Here is a 14837-nt window from a genome sequence, read left to right as displayed (position 1 = left end):
ACTCAAAGAGCATCGTCGCATCGCCACCCGTTATGAAAAGACAGCAAGAAATTATATCGCTATGGTGAAATTAGGTTGTATCCGCTTATTTCTTAAGGTCATTATTTAATTGAGGGACACAACCTAGGAACCAATCTGAAATTTCATCCACCAACACCATGGGTGCAAATGGGCGATAGGACTCTCGCTGCTTAATAATTCGATTAGTTCTATATTTTGATTCAATAGGTCTGGGATCAGCTAGAATACTACGACTACCAAGAGCTCTTGGACCATATTCCATTCTACCTCTAGCCCATCCTATTATCTTGCCATTACTAATTTCATTCGCAAGAAATTTAAACTTATCTTCAGTATTAATAATTTCTATGATATCTTGATTTCTATCTATTATTTCAAGCGCATGTTTACTATTTATATCAGGTCCTAAATAAACATTCTCGAGTTTATTTCCATTAATCCTAGCGTCAGGATACATTGCACACATAGCTGCACCGACAGCACTTCCACCATCGTGTGAGGCAGGATGAACAAAAATATTGTCAAACAATTCGCTGAAAGCGAGCTTTCCGTTCAATGTACAGTTTAGAGCTACCCCACCACTGAGACATAGATTTCTTTGATTTAGCTTCTTTGACCAGAAAGATATTATATGGAATGCCATCTTTTCCAGGTATTTTTGTATGGAATGCGCAAAGTTTTGATGACTTTCTGAAATATATTCATTTTCTCTTCTTGGCAAAATACCTCTATCTAAAAAGTAAGCAGGTATATTTGTATGATTAAATGAAACCTTTCCACCTTCTTCAAAATTTATAAGCTCTTCGAAAAGTTCATCAAATTGATTTTGTTTTCCATAGGAAGCCAACCCCATTACCTTATACTCATCAAATCGTTCATATCCTAGTAAATATATACAATCGAGGTAATATCTTCCTAGTGATGAAGAAACTGGATATCTATATATACTTCTAACAACCCCATCGATATATGAGTAGATTGATGTAGACTCATCTTCCCCATTTCCATCTATTGTGACAACTAATGAACTATCGAAGCCAGAGTTTTCAGCCGCCATGATCGCGTGGGTATCATGATGACGTACATATTCAATTGGGATATCTTTAACTTCTTCACCAAATTTACGCACAAGTATCTTGTTAATTAAACCTCTAGAAGTTTCGACCTCGATATTTTTTCTTTCAATATATTGTAAGCCAAGTCCAGTGTCTGTATTTAACTCTTCAAAATAAAATGCAATTTTGTCAACATCAGTTATTTTAACTTGTGCTATTTTTAAGCACTCAACAATGGCATCAATAGGAAACTGATTAGAGTGTTTAATCCTATCCAGACGCTCTTGTTCCACAGCCGCAACAATCTTACCATCTTTAATAATTGCAGCAGAGGCATCATGACCAAACCAATTTGGTATATCCCCAATAACAGGTGTTTCAAACGTTTCGAAACTACCGCTAATCCCTAGAGTTATCATAAAAAGAATCTCCTTATCCTTGATGAAAATAATTCGATATCTAATAACGTCTCATTCATTTTAGTCAGCGGCCTAAATTTACTATTCGTCATTATTGTTTCTATGATATTGATAGACTCCAAAGACCGTTTAATATCAAGTAAAGGTTCTAATTTATAATTTAGTGAAGTGACTAAGTCTAAGACTCCAGTAGCTTGATCAATAAAGTGAGTATCATCATATCTTCTGTCTATCTTGTGGGGGTGAATCGTTTTTCTTCGAGAGAAATGTTCTGTTGGGCGATCGATTTTATCTTCTTTATTCTTCCTTAAAATTATTAGAGAATTCGCCATCCATAAATCTTCAACTATTATTTCACCTTCATCTCCAATCACCCGAAAACTATGATCCTCACTTTCAACAATGCTAAGCTCAACTTTTGCTCTTCTACTATCACTATATTCCAAAGTAAGATCAATCCAATCAGGGGCAGGTGAATCTGTAACTTATTTATCCGGATAGATTAAGGCAGAGCTATAGCTCATGCTATCTGGCGTCCCCATTAAAGCCAGAATTAGATCAATCACATAAGAACCATGTTCAAAACCACAACCAACTTCAAATTCATTCTTTGCAGGCCAAAGTGCTCCTGAAGGACTGATCCAACTACCAAAGTTCATTTTATGAACTGGTCCCTCATGAATAGCACTCTTAATTAAACGTATTTCTCCAATTTCGCCAGAACTCAATATCTCTATTACCTTGATGATTGGGGGATTTAATAATAAGGAGGGTGCACTGGTTATAATACAGTTATTATTTTTGGCAACTTCTAGCAATTTTTTTGATTCTGTAATGCCCATAGTAAATGGCTTTTCACTGTATACTGAAATTCCATTAGCCACAGCTTCCAATGACACATTGTAGTGCTCTTCTGGATTCGTCAAGTTTAGCAATATGTCAACATTTACATTTTCTAACGCATCGCTTACCGAAGAGTAAGTATCGAAACTATGATAGTTTGAGAAAGCTTCAAGTCGATTGCTATCTCTATCGACACAACCAACAATATCTAGGCACTCATAGTCATTAAGATTTGACACATAGAAGTCTGCAGCATAACCACAACCAACAATTAGAATATTTGACTTTTTCACCTCACCTCCATTTTCAGACTAATACTCACTAAATAAGCTTTCAAAATAGTAGATCACTTTGCAAAATGACTTGTACAATAAGGAGTACGAGCTATAGAAAGACCATGAATTAGTGCTGTTTATCAGGCATCAAACTTCCACTACTCAGACACTAATCAAATTGACTACTGTATCGGTATTACGAAATGCTATTTAATATTTCTCAACATAATTGAAATGGATAAATGTAAATACTTATTAGCTCACTTACAATACGTCTTCATTATAAGTATAAAATTTCAAAAAACAATCAAATATTTAAAATAAAAATCCAATTCATAGATTAAAATCACTTTTTCTTATAAAAATATACATCTATACCTATCATTTAACATGATATCCTATCAATAATAAATCACTTATAAGCATTTCCATAAAATTATTATAAGTTTTCTCTAATTAACCCATGAAATTTTTAAGAAATACAATTTTCAAATTGTGATAACATTTTCATTAAAAAAACCAATTCCATGATTATATTAATTTATAATCCATATATTAAATTTAATTATTTTATGGCGTAAAATATTAAACATATTATTTTCCATCACAGTTATCGTACCACCATTACTGGTGTGAATAGGAGGAAACATATTGAAAACTGATTTCGGTGGAACCTGTTTTGAGAGGTGTCCATTTCATTATTTCGAAATAGTAGATAACTTGAAGGGAGCTCAGTCCGATATTTGCGATCTGATCAATCGCCAAAAGTCACAAACCACAATATGGACTAAGTTATATCTATTATAGCATTAGGCAATTATTGATGGTATCCGTTCTGCCCGTCAAAATAACGGTATCGACATCCATCTTATCGGAATTTTGAGCAGAACTTTTGGTGAACAAGCCTGTACTCAGGAATTAACTAGCCTACTAAATAAGATTTCAAAATAGTGCTAAATCTTATACCACTCATAATTCTATGTATAACAATGGGTTGAAGAAGGCTATGTGTAGCATAATTACGAAACGTTATTTAGCTCACCAGCAACATATTACTGCATTGGATCTCGCGGGTGACGAGTTAGGTTTTCCCGGCCATCTTTTCCAATCTCATTTTACCAAAGCCCGTGATGTTGGATGGCATATAACTATCCATGCCGGCGAAGCCGCTGGCGCTGAAAGTATTTGGCAAGCCATTAGGGAATTAGGAGCCACGCGTATTGGTCATGGGGTAAAAGCCATTACTGATCCCGTATTGATGGATTATTTGGTTGAAAACCGTATTGGTATTGAAACCTGTTTAACCTCAAACCTTCAAACCAGCACCGTCAATTCTTTATTGGACCATCCACTCAAACAATTCCTGGAAAAAGGTATTCTTGCTTCCATTAATACCGATGATCCAGCCGTTGAAGGCATCGACATCCGCCATGAATATGAAATTGCCGCCCCTGCCGCAGGTTTATCTATTGCTCAAATTCGTCAGGCTCAGATAAATGGGCTGGAAACTGCTTTTATCAGTGATACAGAAAAACAGGCATTACGCATGAAAGCAGCAAATCGTTAAACATAAATAGCTCAGGAATGGAATCTCCCATTCCTGATTATCGAGACCATAAAAATCTGTGGTGCACGGTGTTAAATCAACGATAGAATGAGCAAAGGAACATCATTCTATCAGACACCTCCCCATGAAATCTTATATTGTGAAAGTAGCCCTCCGAGGTATCAGCCCAATGGTCTGGTACCGATTCAGATTGTCAGGCGAGACTTCTTTAGCGGCTTTGCACTATATCATTCAGATCGTGCAGGGATGGCAGGATGATCATCTGCATCAATTCCGTATTTAGGGCAAAAATTACGGCATTTCCTACTCCGGCGGGATCGGATTTCCTGATAACCCCTACAAAATTACGCTGGGTGACTTTGAATTTGATGCCGGTGACCGTTTTACCTACGAGTACAACTTTTTCGAGCACTGGCTTCACGATATCCGTATTGAAACGATTCTCGAAAATTCTCACCTGAAGTCTCCTTTTTGTCTGGCCGGAAACAGAATGCCCGGCGCGACGTTAGCCGATGAAACTGATAAGACACTGGCATTGCTTGACGCGATTATTCATGCTGATGATACGACCACGGTCGGAGAGATCCGTCCATTGGTTGAGGCGCTTGATGCCGTCAGATTCAACCGGCCCAAGGTTAATAGCCAATTAAGTCGGCTCAACCTTGATTCACCGGAACTGGAACCTATTGTGATCGAGCTGTGGCCGATAGGATGATCGGTATCCATAAAGGTATACCTTTTGCTCTTAACGCGTCTATTTGAGGCAATTTACTGATTTCCGCAGGCTGGTTGAGTTCATTAGCTTCATAGCCGGCTGCCGGGCTTGGGAAACCGGCCGCGACGGACTCGGCAAAGAAAGGTAATGAGTCGCCTTCATCAGAAGGCAGGGGATAAACTAACGCCAGCGCCATAAAATTAGCCTCCTAATATTGTTTATACATACAGTATATTGCAGCTATTCAGGAACAGGCAATGCCGGCAACATATTCACGTTATTGATTCAACTAAGAATTACGGTCAGTCGGGCCAGAACGTCATCCATGATTTTTGCAGGCACACGCTCAAGCCGCTTTCCGCCCCGTGCGCCCATGTCAATTGTGCGCGGCTGATCGCAGCGCACAACGCCGGTTGTACGTGTACCGGCACCGTCCAGCGATACTGCAAAGCCAGCGGTACGGACAAAATTACCACCGCTGGTAACGGGTACCACTACAGGCAGGCGGGTCACGCGGTTAAAGGCCGCTGGCGTGACAATCAGCACCGGCCGCGTTCCCTGCTGCTCATGGCCTGCGGTAGGGTCGAGTGAGACAAGCCAGATTTCCCCTCTCTCCATATCAGATTGCCTCCCGGCCTGCAGATGGCGCGTCCAGCCATTCACGATCTTCTGCACTGATTTCGGCATCCGGATCGCACTGTGCCAGCAGTTCAGCAAGCGAATATTGTGGGCGCTTGTGCGGCTCCACTATCAGCCGACCATTATCAATGACCATGCCGACTTCATTATCTGATCCCAGAGACAGTGCGTTCAGCAGCGCCGGCGGAACGGTCAGCATAACGGAACCGCCGACTCTCTTCAGACGAGTGGTATGCATATTTCACCTCCATAAAAGTTATATATAAATATAACATCCAACAGGGAAATAAACCAGGCGGCAACACTAAAAAGTTAAATAAATATATAACTTTTTATCCCAGAAGCGTAGCAGGCCCACTGCTGGCAGCAGTGCTACCCCGCGCCAGTAGACTAGGAAAATACACAGCAGGAACACCAGAACAGCGCCATGACTGACGAACATAGCTGTATGATTTCATCATTTCCCATCATCTGAAGCATAATCAGATGGTCTAAGTCTTTGAAGAAATCTTATCAGCGATTTCCTTTGTAGAGCATAAAAATCTATGGTCTCAAAGGCCGAGCCTTTGCCCGGCGCACAAAATATCCCACGAAGGCTATTTTTTGTACAAACTGACGTCTACAGTGCGCAATGCGCGATATTTCCCGGCTCCTAGCTGTAGTGACGCGCAATGATGATTGCCCCGATGCGCAATAAATGCCCTTTTCTGAACCACATTGCGTGAGAATGAAAAGCCGTTCCAAATCACTTTATCTGAGAATCAAACCACATTACTGATTTGCCCGCCCACCCTTCCTGAGAATGAGAAAACCACCAGAAAACCGGCCGGTTTTCTGGTGGTTTCCAGAGCGGTTTAAATTCTGTCAATGAATCGGCTGATAACTCGCATTAAGACGTTTAGCCAACTTCTCAAGTCGTCTATCCAGCGTCCAAAGCCTTGCCCCTGGTGTTATCAAGGTTGATGCCAGCAATGTAATATCAACCAGACCACATCCGAGGCCGTACAACTTTTCGTTTTCAATGAATGCCATTACCTCGATGATAGTGGCCTGATGACTCTGTGGTAACAGCCCCAGATCTCCAAGCGTTCGCAGTCTTGGTGCCGGAGGAGTACCACAGGCTATTTCAGCCAGTATCATTGGATGAATCAGAACCAGATCCCGGCTTAACAACTGGATCAATCCGTCATTCCTGTTTTTGAAATGGTCAATCCAGACGGACGTATCTACTAAAATAGTCATTATGCGGATGGCTCCTCCCGGCGACGGGGAACTATCTGCATATCAGGTGATGTGCTGCCGAGCGAAGCCAGTCTTTTTGCTGCCTGCACCCGAACAAACGTTTTCACCGCTTCACGGAAAATATCAGCCTTATCCATGCCAGGATCGGCCATTTCTAGTGCCTGTGCATACAACGCATCATCAATCGTGACAGTAGTTCGCATAATATAACCTCCTTGATTCACATATTGATGATAATATACATCAAAAATAGAATCAAAACAGTTTGTAAGAAAAGAATAATGGCATGGGACAACCTTGCAATCCGCACAAATCAAAGAGTGAACAACGTGCTGTGCCCCCCGGCGCCTATTTTGACGACTGCATAAAGCCGTCAATGAAGACCGGGCAGCAGTCGGAAAAAAAGCCTGAAGCCAGCCCTTAAGGAACGGCCGAGAAAGACGAAGGTCAGTACCACCGATTTGTCTAGGTGCTTGCGCGTTTCCTAGAAAACATGCACAATCAACCCTGTTACTTTCATCACCCTATAAGGAGTTAATCATGCAAAGCATGACCATTGAGCAGCTACGCGCCGCAAGCGATGCCGGCGGCGTGGAAGGTGTGACCCTGAAAGGGCAAGGCGGAACCTTCCTTGTGCAGATCGCAACCCGCAGCGGTGCCGCCGCTGTGCTGGCGAAGGCCCGCAGCCAAGAGCCGCGCCGTTTCGGCAACCCCATTGCCGCCCTGAACGTGTTGCGCGGCGTAGGCATCACCATCGGCCAGTTCGACGCCAGTGAGTGGAACCCGGACGAGAAAGAAGAAACCGCCGGCAATCGTGGCCGGGCCGAGGCAATGCGCAAGGCCCACCAAGCCGCCGCCTACTCGGAGTGGCTGGCCGCCGAGATTCAGGATGCTATCGACGACCCGCGCCCGAATCTTTCACACGATGAGGTTATGGCCGAGATGGACGCCGATATTGCCGCCTTGGCCGCCGAACACAAGCCCGCCAAAAGGAAGCGCGCTTGAGCGCGGCTGGCTGATTTATGGCGAAGGCAAAGACCCCTTACCGCATCGAGTGGCGACCGAAGGCCCGCGAGGATTTGCGCGCCATTGTTCGATACATAGGCAAAGACAACCCGACCAGGGCGGGCAGCTTCGGTCAGGAGCTACGCGACAAGACCTTGCCGCTTGCGCAGCACCCGGAGCTTGGCCGCACCGGGCGGCCCGGCCTGCCGGATTATGTGCGCGAGCTGGTCGCGCATCGGAACTACATTATTTTTTATCGCGTGCTGGACGAGGCGCGCACCGTCGAAATTTTGCGAGTGAAACACGCGGCGCAGCAAACGCCGTGACATGGTGACAGCAGATCTCCCTGCAGGAGATAGAGAGCGTAAATAACTCAAGTGCCCCAGACTTTTTTATGCTCTCCCTTTTCAACCAACAGAATATTAACGTAGATTTATCTAGGTCTAATTTAACAATGTTCCAATATATACCACAACAAATTAAGTATAGATTTAAAAAATCCATCATAACGACTATTTTAGTGATCTTAATCAAAGATTTAGACTTCTAAAGAAAACCATTTAAAATATAAAATTGTATTCATTGGGGAAATATAAAATTCAAATAGAAGTTTACGATTTAAATTTCGTAGTCAAATAAATAAGTTTTCATAATTATGCTCCACTTCCAACCAGCCCTTGTGTACCAAGATATACAGCCTTTTCATCCAAGTGGTCTGTAGAATCAATGAGATAGGCTACAGAACCAATGTTGTTCAAAAAGAAAACAAAAGGCATAGGTGTATCAGTATTATGGAAAGCTATTTATTACATTGTTGTAAATATCATTAATATATATACCCTATGGATTTCAAGATGCATCGCGGCGGCAAGGGAGCGAATCCCCGGGAGCATAGATAACTATGTGACCGGGGTGAGTGAGTGCAGCCAACAAAGAAGCAACTTGAAAGATGACGGGTATAAACATATATTTACAACAATTCCCTATCATAGATTTATACCTATTTCTATTTTAACCTTTTGGCATAACGTTGCGCCAATACTGCACACACCATCAACTGAATTTGATGAAAAATCATCAACGGCAACAACATTACGCCAACCGTCGCCGCAGGGAATAAAACATTTGCCATTGGCACACCATTAGCCAGACTCTTTTTCGAACCACAAAAAACAATCGTAATTTCGTCTTCTTTATTAAAACCCAACCAACGAGCAATATAAGTATTAATAACCAACACAACCGCCAATAAAACACAGCAAACCACCCCAATCGTCAGGAGTGAATAACCATCAATCTTATGCCAAATACCTTCTACCACCGCCTCACTAAAAGCTACATAAACCACCAAAAGAATCGATGACCGGTCAGTCATATTAAGCAGTTTTTTATGTTTCTCTACCCAACGGGCAATCAATGGCCGCGATAGATGTCCGATAATAAAGGGAACCATCAATTGCAGAATTATGGCTTTTATGGCTTCCAGAGTATCAGCGCTGCCTTCACCTTGTGTATGGATCATCAACCCGACTAATATTGGCGATAAAAATACGCCCAGAATACTGGACGCCGAAGCACTGCAAATAGCAGCGGCAACATTGCCACCAGCAACTGAGGTAAAAGCAATAGCTGACTGAACCGTTGCCGGTAATGCACAAAGATAGAGAAATCCCCAATAAACTGTTGGTGTCATGATTTCGGGTACTAGCAAATTCAACCCTAATCCGATAATTGGGAATAAGACAAAAGTACTGAGAAAAACAACTAAATGAAGCCGCCAATGTCCCATGCCAGCAATAATGGCCTGACGGGATAATTTAGCTCCATGCATAAAAAACAGCAAAGCAATAGCAGCCGTCGTTAGCCGTTGAAACCAGACTTTAATTTCTCCCTCGCAAGGCAAGAATGTCGCAATAACGACTACCGTCACTAATATCATCAAAAAAGGATCTATTCTTAACTTTTGCCACCAAGTCATTAGTTATTTTCCTTGTTTTACAAATAGTTAGCTCGGTTTACCAGGCTAATCAATAAATAGAAAGTCACAACAAGATATAAGCTTAAATTGCCACTGTTCGTTGTTGTTTTGCCGACTGAATACCGGCTTCAATTAATTTCATAATTTGAATGGCTTCACTTGCCGTGACTGGATTAGGTTTACCTAACGTAATCGCATCACGGATAGCAGCATAATAAGCAGAATAATTACCAGGTAAAGTCGGCACATATTCAGTCACTAATTCATCTCCACGTGACAGCGTCACAATCCCATCACGAATATCATATCCCCAATCGGCATGTGGCGGCCTTTCCCCCGCTTTCAATCGTTCTTCCTGAGGATCAAGACCATATTTCACGTAACTGCCTGCCATACCATGCAACGTATAAACAGCAGATTCAGCCGCTGCCACAGTTGTTGCATGAAGAACTACTTTAATAACCGGATAATTTAACAGTACATGGAAATAATCTGCCGCTTCCGCTTGTGGGCGAATCATTCCCAAATCAGCCGTAATAGATTGCGGTTTACCAAACAGTTGAACCGCCTGATCGAGTAAGTGAGGGCCTAAATCATACCAAATACCACTTCCTTGCCCTGCTGTTTCACGCCATCTTTGACGTATAACCGGACGATAACGATCAAAATGGGATTCGAAATATCTCAATTTGCCCAATCGATTTTCTTCAATCAGAGATTTTATCGTCAGAAAACCAGAATCCCAACGGCGGTTATGAAATACAGAAAGTAATAAATTCGCCTTCTCTGCCTGCTCTTTTAAAGATTCAGCTTGTTCAACTGTGATAGTAAACGGTTTATCCACCACGACATGCTTACCCGCTGCCAATGCCTTCTGCGCCAGAGGATAATGAGTATCATTAGGTGTCGGAATAACGATTAAGTCAATTTCAGGATCATTAAAAAGATCCTCAGGGCGGGGTACCACCGGGATATTTGGCCAATCTGATTTCACTTTCTCAGCGTTACTACTGGAAATGGCAACCAATCTAATACCGGCAGTCCCGGCAATTAATGGTGCATGGAACGTTTTACTCGCATAACCATACCCCACCAGCCCAACCTTTAATAGCTCATGCATAACAGCCTCTCAAACTCATTAATAATATGCAGCAATTCAGCATCCGTAAAAAATATCATCGGTGATGACCATTGCGCAAATTATCTCTGAATCTACCCTTGAAGATCTTTCAATCAATCTATTTCCTACAACCTATTTCCTAAGTCATCAGAATCGCCTATTATTCTTTTTTCATATAGCTTCAAGTGGAATGATTTATGTATCAAACCAATGATTACCACCGAATTAATGGTTGGATTCTGGCTCCGGCGTCTTATCTGATTATGACCTTTCTCAGTGCCAGTATAATGCTCGCCTTATATATTGTGTCATTTTTTAGTCAAAACAGTGCATTGAGTGCCGGGAATAATCACTTTACTTTAATGTGGTTTCTTTCTGTTGCCATTACTGCGGTAATGTGGTGTTACACCCTATGGGTATTGAAACTGCTTTTCATTCGATCAAAAAGATTCCCTCAAATTTTTATTATTTGGCTTATTGTTACCGTATTAATTGCATTGAAAACTTTCGCTTTCTCCCCTATTCCTGATCAAATGGCTTTGCGTGCATTAGCATGGCCACTATTGGCAACCGCTATTTTTGTCCCCTACATTAAACGCTCTCATCGAGTCAAAATGACTTTCACACAAGATCGATAACCTCAACTTTCTTTGGTTGTTATCATTAACAATAGATTGCCCCTGGTAAAACGAGGGCATACTTATAATTTAATAAAAAGTCAACAAACTCATTTTCAGGCACAGCAATGACTGACTATTTTCTTTTATTTGTTGGAACCGTATTGGTTAACAATTTCGTCTTGGTGAAATTCCTCGGTTTATGCCCTTTCATGGGCGTATCTAAAAAGCTGGAAACTGCCATCGGGATGGGATTTGCGACAACATTCGTTATGACACTAGCCTCTGTATGTTCATGGCTGGTGAATACTTTTATTTTATTACCACTGGACTTAATCTATTTGCGTACCCTGAGCTTTATTCTTGTCATTGCAGTCGTGGTGCAATTCACAGAGCTTGTTGTACGCAAAACCAGCCCGACGTTATACCGGTTATTGGGTATTTTCTTGCCGTTGATTACGACTAATTGTGCTGTACTGGGTGTGGCACTGCTGAATATCAATCAATCACACGATTTTTTACAATCCGCTATCTATGGTTTCGGGGCTGCCGCCGGTTTCTCTCTCGTTATGGTACTGTTTGCCGCTATTCGCGAACGTCTGGCTGTTGCTGATGTACCCGCCCCTTTCAAGGGGTCATCTATTGGTCTTATTACTGCGGGTTTAATGTCCTTGGCTTTTATGGGCTTTAGTGGTTTGGTGAAATTCTGATGACATCGTTATGGATTGCTATTGGTGCACTCAGTGCACTAGGGTTAATTTTTGGGTTAATCCTAGGGTTTGCTGCCCGCCGTTTTCAGGTGGAAGAGGACCCCATTGTTGAAAACATTGATGATATTCTGCCGCAAAGCCAGTGTGGACAATGCGGTTACCCAGGCTGTCGCCCTTATGCTGAAGCCGTAGCGAATAATGGCGAGATGATTAACAAATGTGCACCGGGTGGAGAGCAAGTCATGCTGAAAATTTCAGAGCTGCTCGGTATCGATCCGCAACCATTGGATGGTGATGCAAACGTACAAAACCCTGCACGCAAAGTCGCCTTTATTGATGAAGAGAATTGCATTGGTTGTACTAAATGTATTCAGGCATGTCCTGTAGACGCTATCATCGGTGCTACACGTGCCATGCATACCATTGTTGAAGATTTATGTACTGGTTGTGACCTGTGTGTTGCTCCTTGTCCAACAGACTGTATTACGATGATCCCTGTAGCAACAACCACTTCCAACTGGAAATGGGATTTAAAAGCTATTCCAGTCAGAAATATTCCTGTTCAGCCATCTCTCGCCATTTCCAATAAAAGTATCCCGGTCAAAAATATTGAGGCTGAACACCATGTTTAATTTATTTAATTTGCTCAATAAAAATAAAATCTGGGATTTCGCCGGGGGTATTCATCCACCTGAAATGAAGCTGCAATCCAGCCAGACCCCTTTACGCATTACGCCACTACCGGAAGAGTTAATCATCCCATTGCAACAACATTTGGGTACGGAAGGCGAGTTGCTGGTTAAAGTGGGTGATGAAGTGCTTAAAGGCCAACCTTTGACATTTGGCACTGGTCGTACTGTACCGGTTCATGCATCGACTTCCGGCACAATCATTGCCATTGAACCGTGTATTACAGCGCACCCATCCGGGTTGAAAGAGTTATGCGTTCGTTTGCGCCCTGATGGGAAAGATCAATGGGGTGAACGCATTCAAGCACCTGATTATCAATCACTGGATGCAGATACGATTCTTAATCGAATCCATCAGGCCGGTATCGCAGGTTTAGGTGGAGCCGGCTTTCCTACCGCAGCCAAACTACAAAGCGGCCGTCATGGTCTTAAGACGCTGATCATTAATGCCGCAGAATGCGAGCCTTATATCACCGCTGATGACCGCCTGATGCAGGAGCATGCCGGCGAACTTATTGAGGGCATTCGTATTCTAGAACATCTGCTTAAACCGGAGCAGATCCTGATTGGTATCGAAGATAATAAACCAGCAGCAATAAAAGAACTCAAAACCGTTCTAAAGGGCGATAAATCGATTATCGTCCGGGTTATCCCAACCAAATATCCTTCTGGCGGTGCCAAACAACTGACCAAGATACTGACCGGTAAAGAAGTCCCCTCCGGTGGCCGTTCCTCTACTATCGGTGTACTGATGCAGAACGTAGGTACCGTGGTTGCAATCAAACGTGCCATTATTGATGGAGAACCTTTGATTGAGCGCATCGTCACAATTACTGGCGAAGCCATCACCTCGCCGGGTAACTTTTGGGCGCGGCTCGGTACTCCGGTACAATTTCTTCTCCAGTTAGCCGGTTTTGCACCACAATCAGAACAGATGGTCATTATGGGTGGGCCCTTAATGGGATTTACGCTACCTGACCTCAACGTGCCCATCGTTAAGATCAGTAACTGTATTCTGGCTCCATCCCATCAGGAAATGGATTCAAATACAACGGAAGAGGCTTGTATCCGTTGTGGATTATGTGTGGAAGCCTGCCCTGCCCGTTTATTACCACAACAGCTCTATTGGTTCAGTCGGGGACAAGAGCACGAAAAAGCCAGAGATCACAATCTGTTCGACTGTATTGAATGCGGCGCCTGTGCTTATGTCTGCCCAAGCAATATTCCTCTGGTGCAATATTATCGCCAAGAGAAAGCCGAAATTCGAGCCTTGGATCAGGAAAACCGCCGTTCAACCGAAGCCAAAATTCGTTTCGAAGCTAAGCAAGCGCGCATGGAACGAGAAAAACTGGCCCGAGAGGAAAGGCACAAAAAATCGACCGTCCAAGTTGATAACAAAGATAAGAGCGCTGTACAAGATGCGCTTTCCCGCGTGAAGGAAAAACAGGCTAACGCGGGTAAAATTGTTGCTATAGAACCGGGGCAAATACCTGATAACGCCGCAGTAATAGCGGCTCGTCAGGCAAGAAAAGAGCAGCTTCGCGCTCGTCAGGCGGAAAAACAGGCGGTGGAAAATATTAATATTGCTCCATCTGAACCACCAAGTGCAGAAGATCCACGCAAAGCCGCATTAGCAGCAGCAATTGCCAGAGCTAAAGCGAAGAAAGCAGCTCAAAATCAAGAAGTAACACCATCACCAGAAGCGAGAGAACCAGAAACTACCGCTAGTGAAAAACAAGATCTTCATAAAGATGCGGTCACTGCCGCTATTGCCCGTGTCAAAGCCAAGAAAGCTCAGACTCAACAATTAGCTGAAACTCAGGCAGAAACACCATCAGCGGAAGAAACTGATCCACGTAAAATTGCCGTCGCGGCTGCTATTGCCAGGGTTAAGGCCAAAAAAGACGCTCAGGAACAACAGAAAATTTCAATAGAATAGTGA

At 42.9% G+C, this 14837-nt stretch carries 18 protein-coding genes and 5 pseudogenes; 12 read left to right on the top strand and 11 right to left on the bottom strand.

What is annotated here, in order from left to right; translation table 11 throughout:
* A pseudogene (locus AAC155_RS05970) lies at positions 1 to 109 on the top strand (IS5/IS1182 family transposase); the annotation flags it as partial.
* Here AAC155_RS05970 and AAC155_RS05965 read toward each other — a convergent pair.
* From AAC155_RS05965 to AAC155_RS05955, 3 genes are read right to left on the bottom strand one after another with little or no spacing between them, the layout of a single operon-like run.
* Positions 86 to 1495 (bottom strand): carbamoyltransferase N-terminal domain-containing protein, encoded by a 1410-nt coding sequence (locus tag AAC155_RS05965; protein ID WP_113041396.1) that lies wholly within the window; start codon positions 1493 to 1495, stop codon positions 86 to 88. The pseudogene AAC155_RS05970 and the gene AAC155_RS05965 overlap by 24 nt on opposite strands.
* A complete protein-coding gene (locus AAC155_RS05960) occupies positions 1492 to 1953 on the bottom strand; it encodes a Gfo/Idh/MocA family oxidoreductase (protein ID WP_324251150.1) in 462 nt (153 codons plus the stop codon). Before AAC155_RS05960 ends, AAC155_RS05965 begins: the two co-directional genes overlap by 4 nt.
* 27 nt (positions 1954 to 1980) lie before the next feature.
* Positions 1981 to 2631: a Gfo/Idh/MocA family protein gene (locus tag AAC155_RS05955; protein ID WP_113041394.1), complete on the bottom strand. Its 651-nt coding sequence runs from the start codon at positions 2629 to 2631 to the stop codon at positions 1981 to 1983.
* Positions 2632 to 3426: 795 nt separating this feature from the next.
* Here AAC155_RS05955 and AAC155_RS05950 point away from each other — a divergent pair.
* The 4 genes and pseudogenes from AAC155_RS05950 to AAC155_RS05935 all read left to right on the top strand — a co-directional run.
* Positions 3427 to 3546, top strand: a pseudogene (locus tag AAC155_RS05950) (adenosine deaminase); the annotation flags it as partial.
* Between the two features lie 103 nt (positions 3547 to 3649).
* A pseudogene (locus AAC155_RS05945) lies at positions 3650 to 4180 on the top strand (adenosine deaminase family protein); the annotation flags it as partial.
* A gap of 124 nt (positions 4181 to 4304) precedes the next feature.
* Positions 4305 to 4613: pseudogene (locus AAC155_RS05940) on the top strand (plasmid pRiA4b ORF-3 family protein); the annotation flags it as partial.
* Positions 4614 to 4670: 57 nt separating this feature from the next.
* Positions 4671 to 4895: a hypothetical protein gene (locus AAC155_RS05935; RefSeq protein WP_229015785.1), complete on the top strand. Its 225-nt coding sequence runs from the start codon at positions 4671 to 4673 to the stop codon at positions 4893 to 4895.
* Here AAC155_RS05935 and AAC155_RS05930 read toward each other — a convergent pair.
* The 6 genes from AAC155_RS05930 to AAC155_RS05905 form a co-directional block, all read right to left on the bottom strand.
* Positions 4864 to 5091, bottom strand: a complete 228-nt coding sequence (locus AAC155_RS05930) for a hypothetical protein (protein ID WP_011146600.1) — start codon at positions 5089 to 5091, stop codon at positions 4864 to 4866. The genes AAC155_RS05935 and AAC155_RS05930 overlap by 32 nt on opposite strands.
* A gap of 89 nt (positions 5092 to 5180) precedes the next feature.
* On the bottom strand, positions 5181 to 5513 hold the full coding sequence (pemK-mt, locus tag AAC155_RS05925) for a type II toxin-antitoxin system toxin endoribonuclease PemK-mt (RefSeq protein ID WP_146747606.1): 333 nt from the start codon (positions 5511 to 5513) through the stop codon (positions 5181 to 5183).
* 1 nt (position 5514) lies between these two features.
* Positions 5515 to 5772: an AbrB/MazE/SpoVT family DNA-binding domain-containing protein gene (locus AAC155_RS05920; RefSeq protein ID WP_146748061.1), complete on the bottom strand. Its 258-nt coding sequence runs from the start codon at positions 5770 to 5772 to the stop codon at positions 5515 to 5517.
* A gap of 94 nt (positions 5773 to 5866) precedes the next feature.
* Positions 5867 to 5995, bottom strand: a complete 129-nt coding sequence (locus AAC155_RS05915) for a hypothetical protein (protein WP_262405117.1) — start codon at positions 5993 to 5995, stop codon at positions 5867 to 5869.
* 403 nt (positions 5996 to 6398) lie between these two features.
* Entirely contained in the window at positions 6399 to 6776 is a 378-nt protein-coding gene (locus tag AAC155_RS05910) for a type II toxin-antitoxin system VapC family toxin (protein WP_058588678.1), read from the bottom strand.
* Positions 6776 to 6979: a type II toxin-antitoxin system VapB family antitoxin gene (locus tag AAC155_RS05905; RefSeq protein WP_011146605.1), complete on the bottom strand. Its 204-nt coding sequence runs from the start codon at positions 6977 to 6979 to the stop codon at positions 6776 to 6778. The genes AAC155_RS05910 and AAC155_RS05905 overlap by 1 nt, the downstream gene beginning before the upstream one ends.
* 98 nt (positions 6980 to 7077) lie before the next feature.
* Between AAC155_RS05905 and AAC155_RS05900 the strand changes: the two are divergent.
* The 3 genes and pseudogenes from AAC155_RS05900 to AAC155_RS05890 form a co-directional block, all read left to right on the top strand.
* Positions 7078 to 7237, top strand: a pseudogene (locus AAC155_RS05900) (IS5/IS1182 family transposase); the annotation flags it as partial.
* Positions 7238 to 7316: 79 nt separating this feature from the next.
* Complete coding sequence (locus tag AAC155_RS05895; RefSeq protein ID WP_011146606.1) at positions 7317 to 7781, top strand: antitoxin PaaA2 family protein; 465 nt, start codon at positions 7317 to 7319, stop codon at positions 7779 to 7781.
* 17 nt (positions 7782 to 7798) lie between these two features.
* Complete coding sequence (locus AAC155_RS05890; RefSeq protein WP_113041392.1) at positions 7799 to 8107, top strand: type II toxin-antitoxin system RelE/ParE family toxin; 309 nt, start codon at positions 7799 to 7801, stop codon at positions 8105 to 8107.
* Between the two features lie 680 nt (positions 8108 to 8787).
* On the opposite strand, the gene AAC155_RS05885 is transcribed toward AAC155_RS05890, so the two are convergent.
* Together AAC155_RS05885 and AAC155_RS05880 are read right to left on the bottom strand one after the other, a co-directional pair.
* Positions 8788 to 9759: a bile acid:sodium symporter family protein gene (locus AAC155_RS05885; RefSeq protein WP_113041391.1), complete on the bottom strand. Its 972-nt coding sequence runs from the start codon at positions 9757 to 9759 to the stop codon at positions 8788 to 8790.
* Positions 9760 to 9841: 82 nt separating this feature from the next.
* A complete protein-coding gene (locus AAC155_RS05880; protein ID WP_113041390.1) occupies positions 9842 to 10879 on the bottom strand; it encodes an oxidoreductase in 1038 nt (345 codons plus the stop codon).
* A gap of 197 nt (positions 10880 to 11076) precedes the next feature.
* Here AAC155_RS05880 and AAC155_RS05875 point away from each other — a divergent pair, with 197 nt between their 5' ends.
* The 4 genes from AAC155_RS05875 to rsxC all read left to right on the top strand — a co-directional run bounded on the left by AAC155_RS05875 (position 11077) and on the right by rsxC (position 14834).
* Entirely contained in the window at positions 11077 to 11517 is a 441-nt protein-coding gene (locus AAC155_RS05875; RefSeq protein WP_113041389.1) for a DUF2569 domain-containing protein, read from the top strand.
* Between the two features lie 107 nt (positions 11518 to 11624).
* On the top strand, positions 11625 to 12206 hold the full coding sequence (gene rsxA, locus AAC155_RS05870; protein ID WP_011146612.1) for an electron transport complex subunit RsxA: 582 nt from the start codon (positions 11625 to 11627) through the stop codon (positions 12204 to 12206).
* Positions 12206 to 12838, top strand: a complete 633-nt coding sequence (rsxB, locus tag AAC155_RS05865; protein ID WP_113041388.1) for an electron transport complex subunit RsxB — start codon at positions 12206 to 12208, stop codon at positions 12836 to 12838. Before rsxA ends, rsxB begins: the two co-directional genes overlap by 1 nt.
* Positions 12831 to 14834: an electron transport complex subunit RsxC gene (gene rsxC, locus AAC155_RS05860; RefSeq protein ID WP_113041387.1), complete on the top strand. Its 2004-nt coding sequence runs from the start codon at positions 12831 to 12833 to the stop codon at positions 14832 to 14834. Before rsxB ends, rsxC begins: the two co-directional genes overlap by 8 nt.
* Positions 14835 to 14837 lie beyond the last annotated feature (3 nt).

The organism is Photorhabdus sp. HUG-39 (assembly GCF_963878365.1).
Lineage (GTDB): Bacteria > Pseudomonadota > Gammaproteobacteria > Enterobacterales > Enterobacteriaceae > Photorhabdus > Photorhabdus kayaii.
The sequence above is the reverse complement of the archived record's forward strand: the minus strand, read 5'-3'. Positions and strand labels throughout refer to the sequence as shown.

Bases quoted from the DNA above. Each gene is read 5' to 3' on its own strand.
- AAC155_RS05885 (WP_113041391.1), bottom strand. From the start codon at position 9,759: ATGACTTGGTGGCAAAAGTTAAGAATAGATCCTTTTTTGATGATATTA.
- AAC155_RS05880 (WP_113041390.1), bottom strand. From the start codon at position 10,879: ATGCATGAGCTATTAAAGGTTGGGCTGGTGGGGTATGGTTATGCGAGT.
- AAC155_RS05935 (WP_229015785.1), top strand. From the start codon at position 4,671: ATGCCCGGCGCGACGTTAGCCGATGAAACTGATAAGACACTGGCATTG.
- rsxB (WP_113041388.1), top strand. From the start codon at position 12,206: ATGACATCGTTATGGATTGCTATTGGTGCACTCAGTGCACTAGGGTTA.
- rsxC (WP_113041387.1), top strand. From the start codon at position 12,831: ATGTTTAATTTATTTAATTTGCTCAATAAAAATAAAATCTGGGATTTC.
- AAC155_RS05915 (WP_262405117.1), bottom strand. From the start codon at position 5,995: ATGATGAAATCATACAGCTATGTTCGTCAGTCATGGCGCTGTTCTGGT.
- rsxA (WP_011146612.1), top strand. From the start codon at position 11,625: ATGACTGACTATTTTCTTTTATTTGTTGGAACCGTATTGGTTAACAAT.
- AAC155_RS05875 (WP_113041389.1), top strand. From the start codon at position 11,077: ATGTATCAAACCAATGATTACCACCGAATTAATGGTTGGATTCTGGCT.
- AAC155_RS05930 (WP_011146600.1), bottom strand. From the start codon at position 5,091: ATGGCGCTGGCGTTAGTTTATCCCCTGCCTTCTGATGAAGGCGACTCA.
- pemK-mt (WP_146747606.1), bottom strand. From the start codon at position 5,513: ATGGAGAGAGGGGAAATCTGGCTTGTCTCACTCGACCCTACCGCAGGC.
- AAC155_RS05905 (WP_011146605.1), bottom strand. From the start codon at position 6,979: ATGCGAACTACTGTCACGATTGATGATGCGTTGTATGCACAGGCACTA.
- AAC155_RS05965 (WP_113041396.1), bottom strand. From the start codon at position 1,495: ATGATAACTCTAGGGATTAGCGGTAGTTTCGAAACGTTTGAAACACCT.
- AAC155_RS05890 (WP_113041392.1), top strand. From the start codon at position 7,799: ATGGCGAAGGCAAAGACCCCTTACCGCATCGAGTGGCGACCGAAGGCC.
- AAC155_RS05920 (WP_146748061.1), bottom strand. From the start codon at position 5,772: ATGCATACCACTCGTCTGAAGAGAGTCGGCGGTTCCGTTATGCTGACC.
- AAC155_RS05910 (WP_058588678.1), bottom strand. From the start codon at position 6,776: ATGACTATTTTAGTAGATACGTCCGTCTGGATTGACCATTTCAAAAAC.
- AAC155_RS05895 (WP_011146606.1), top strand. From the start codon at position 7,317: ATGCAAAGCATGACCATTGAGCAGCTACGCGCCGCAAGCGATGCCGGC.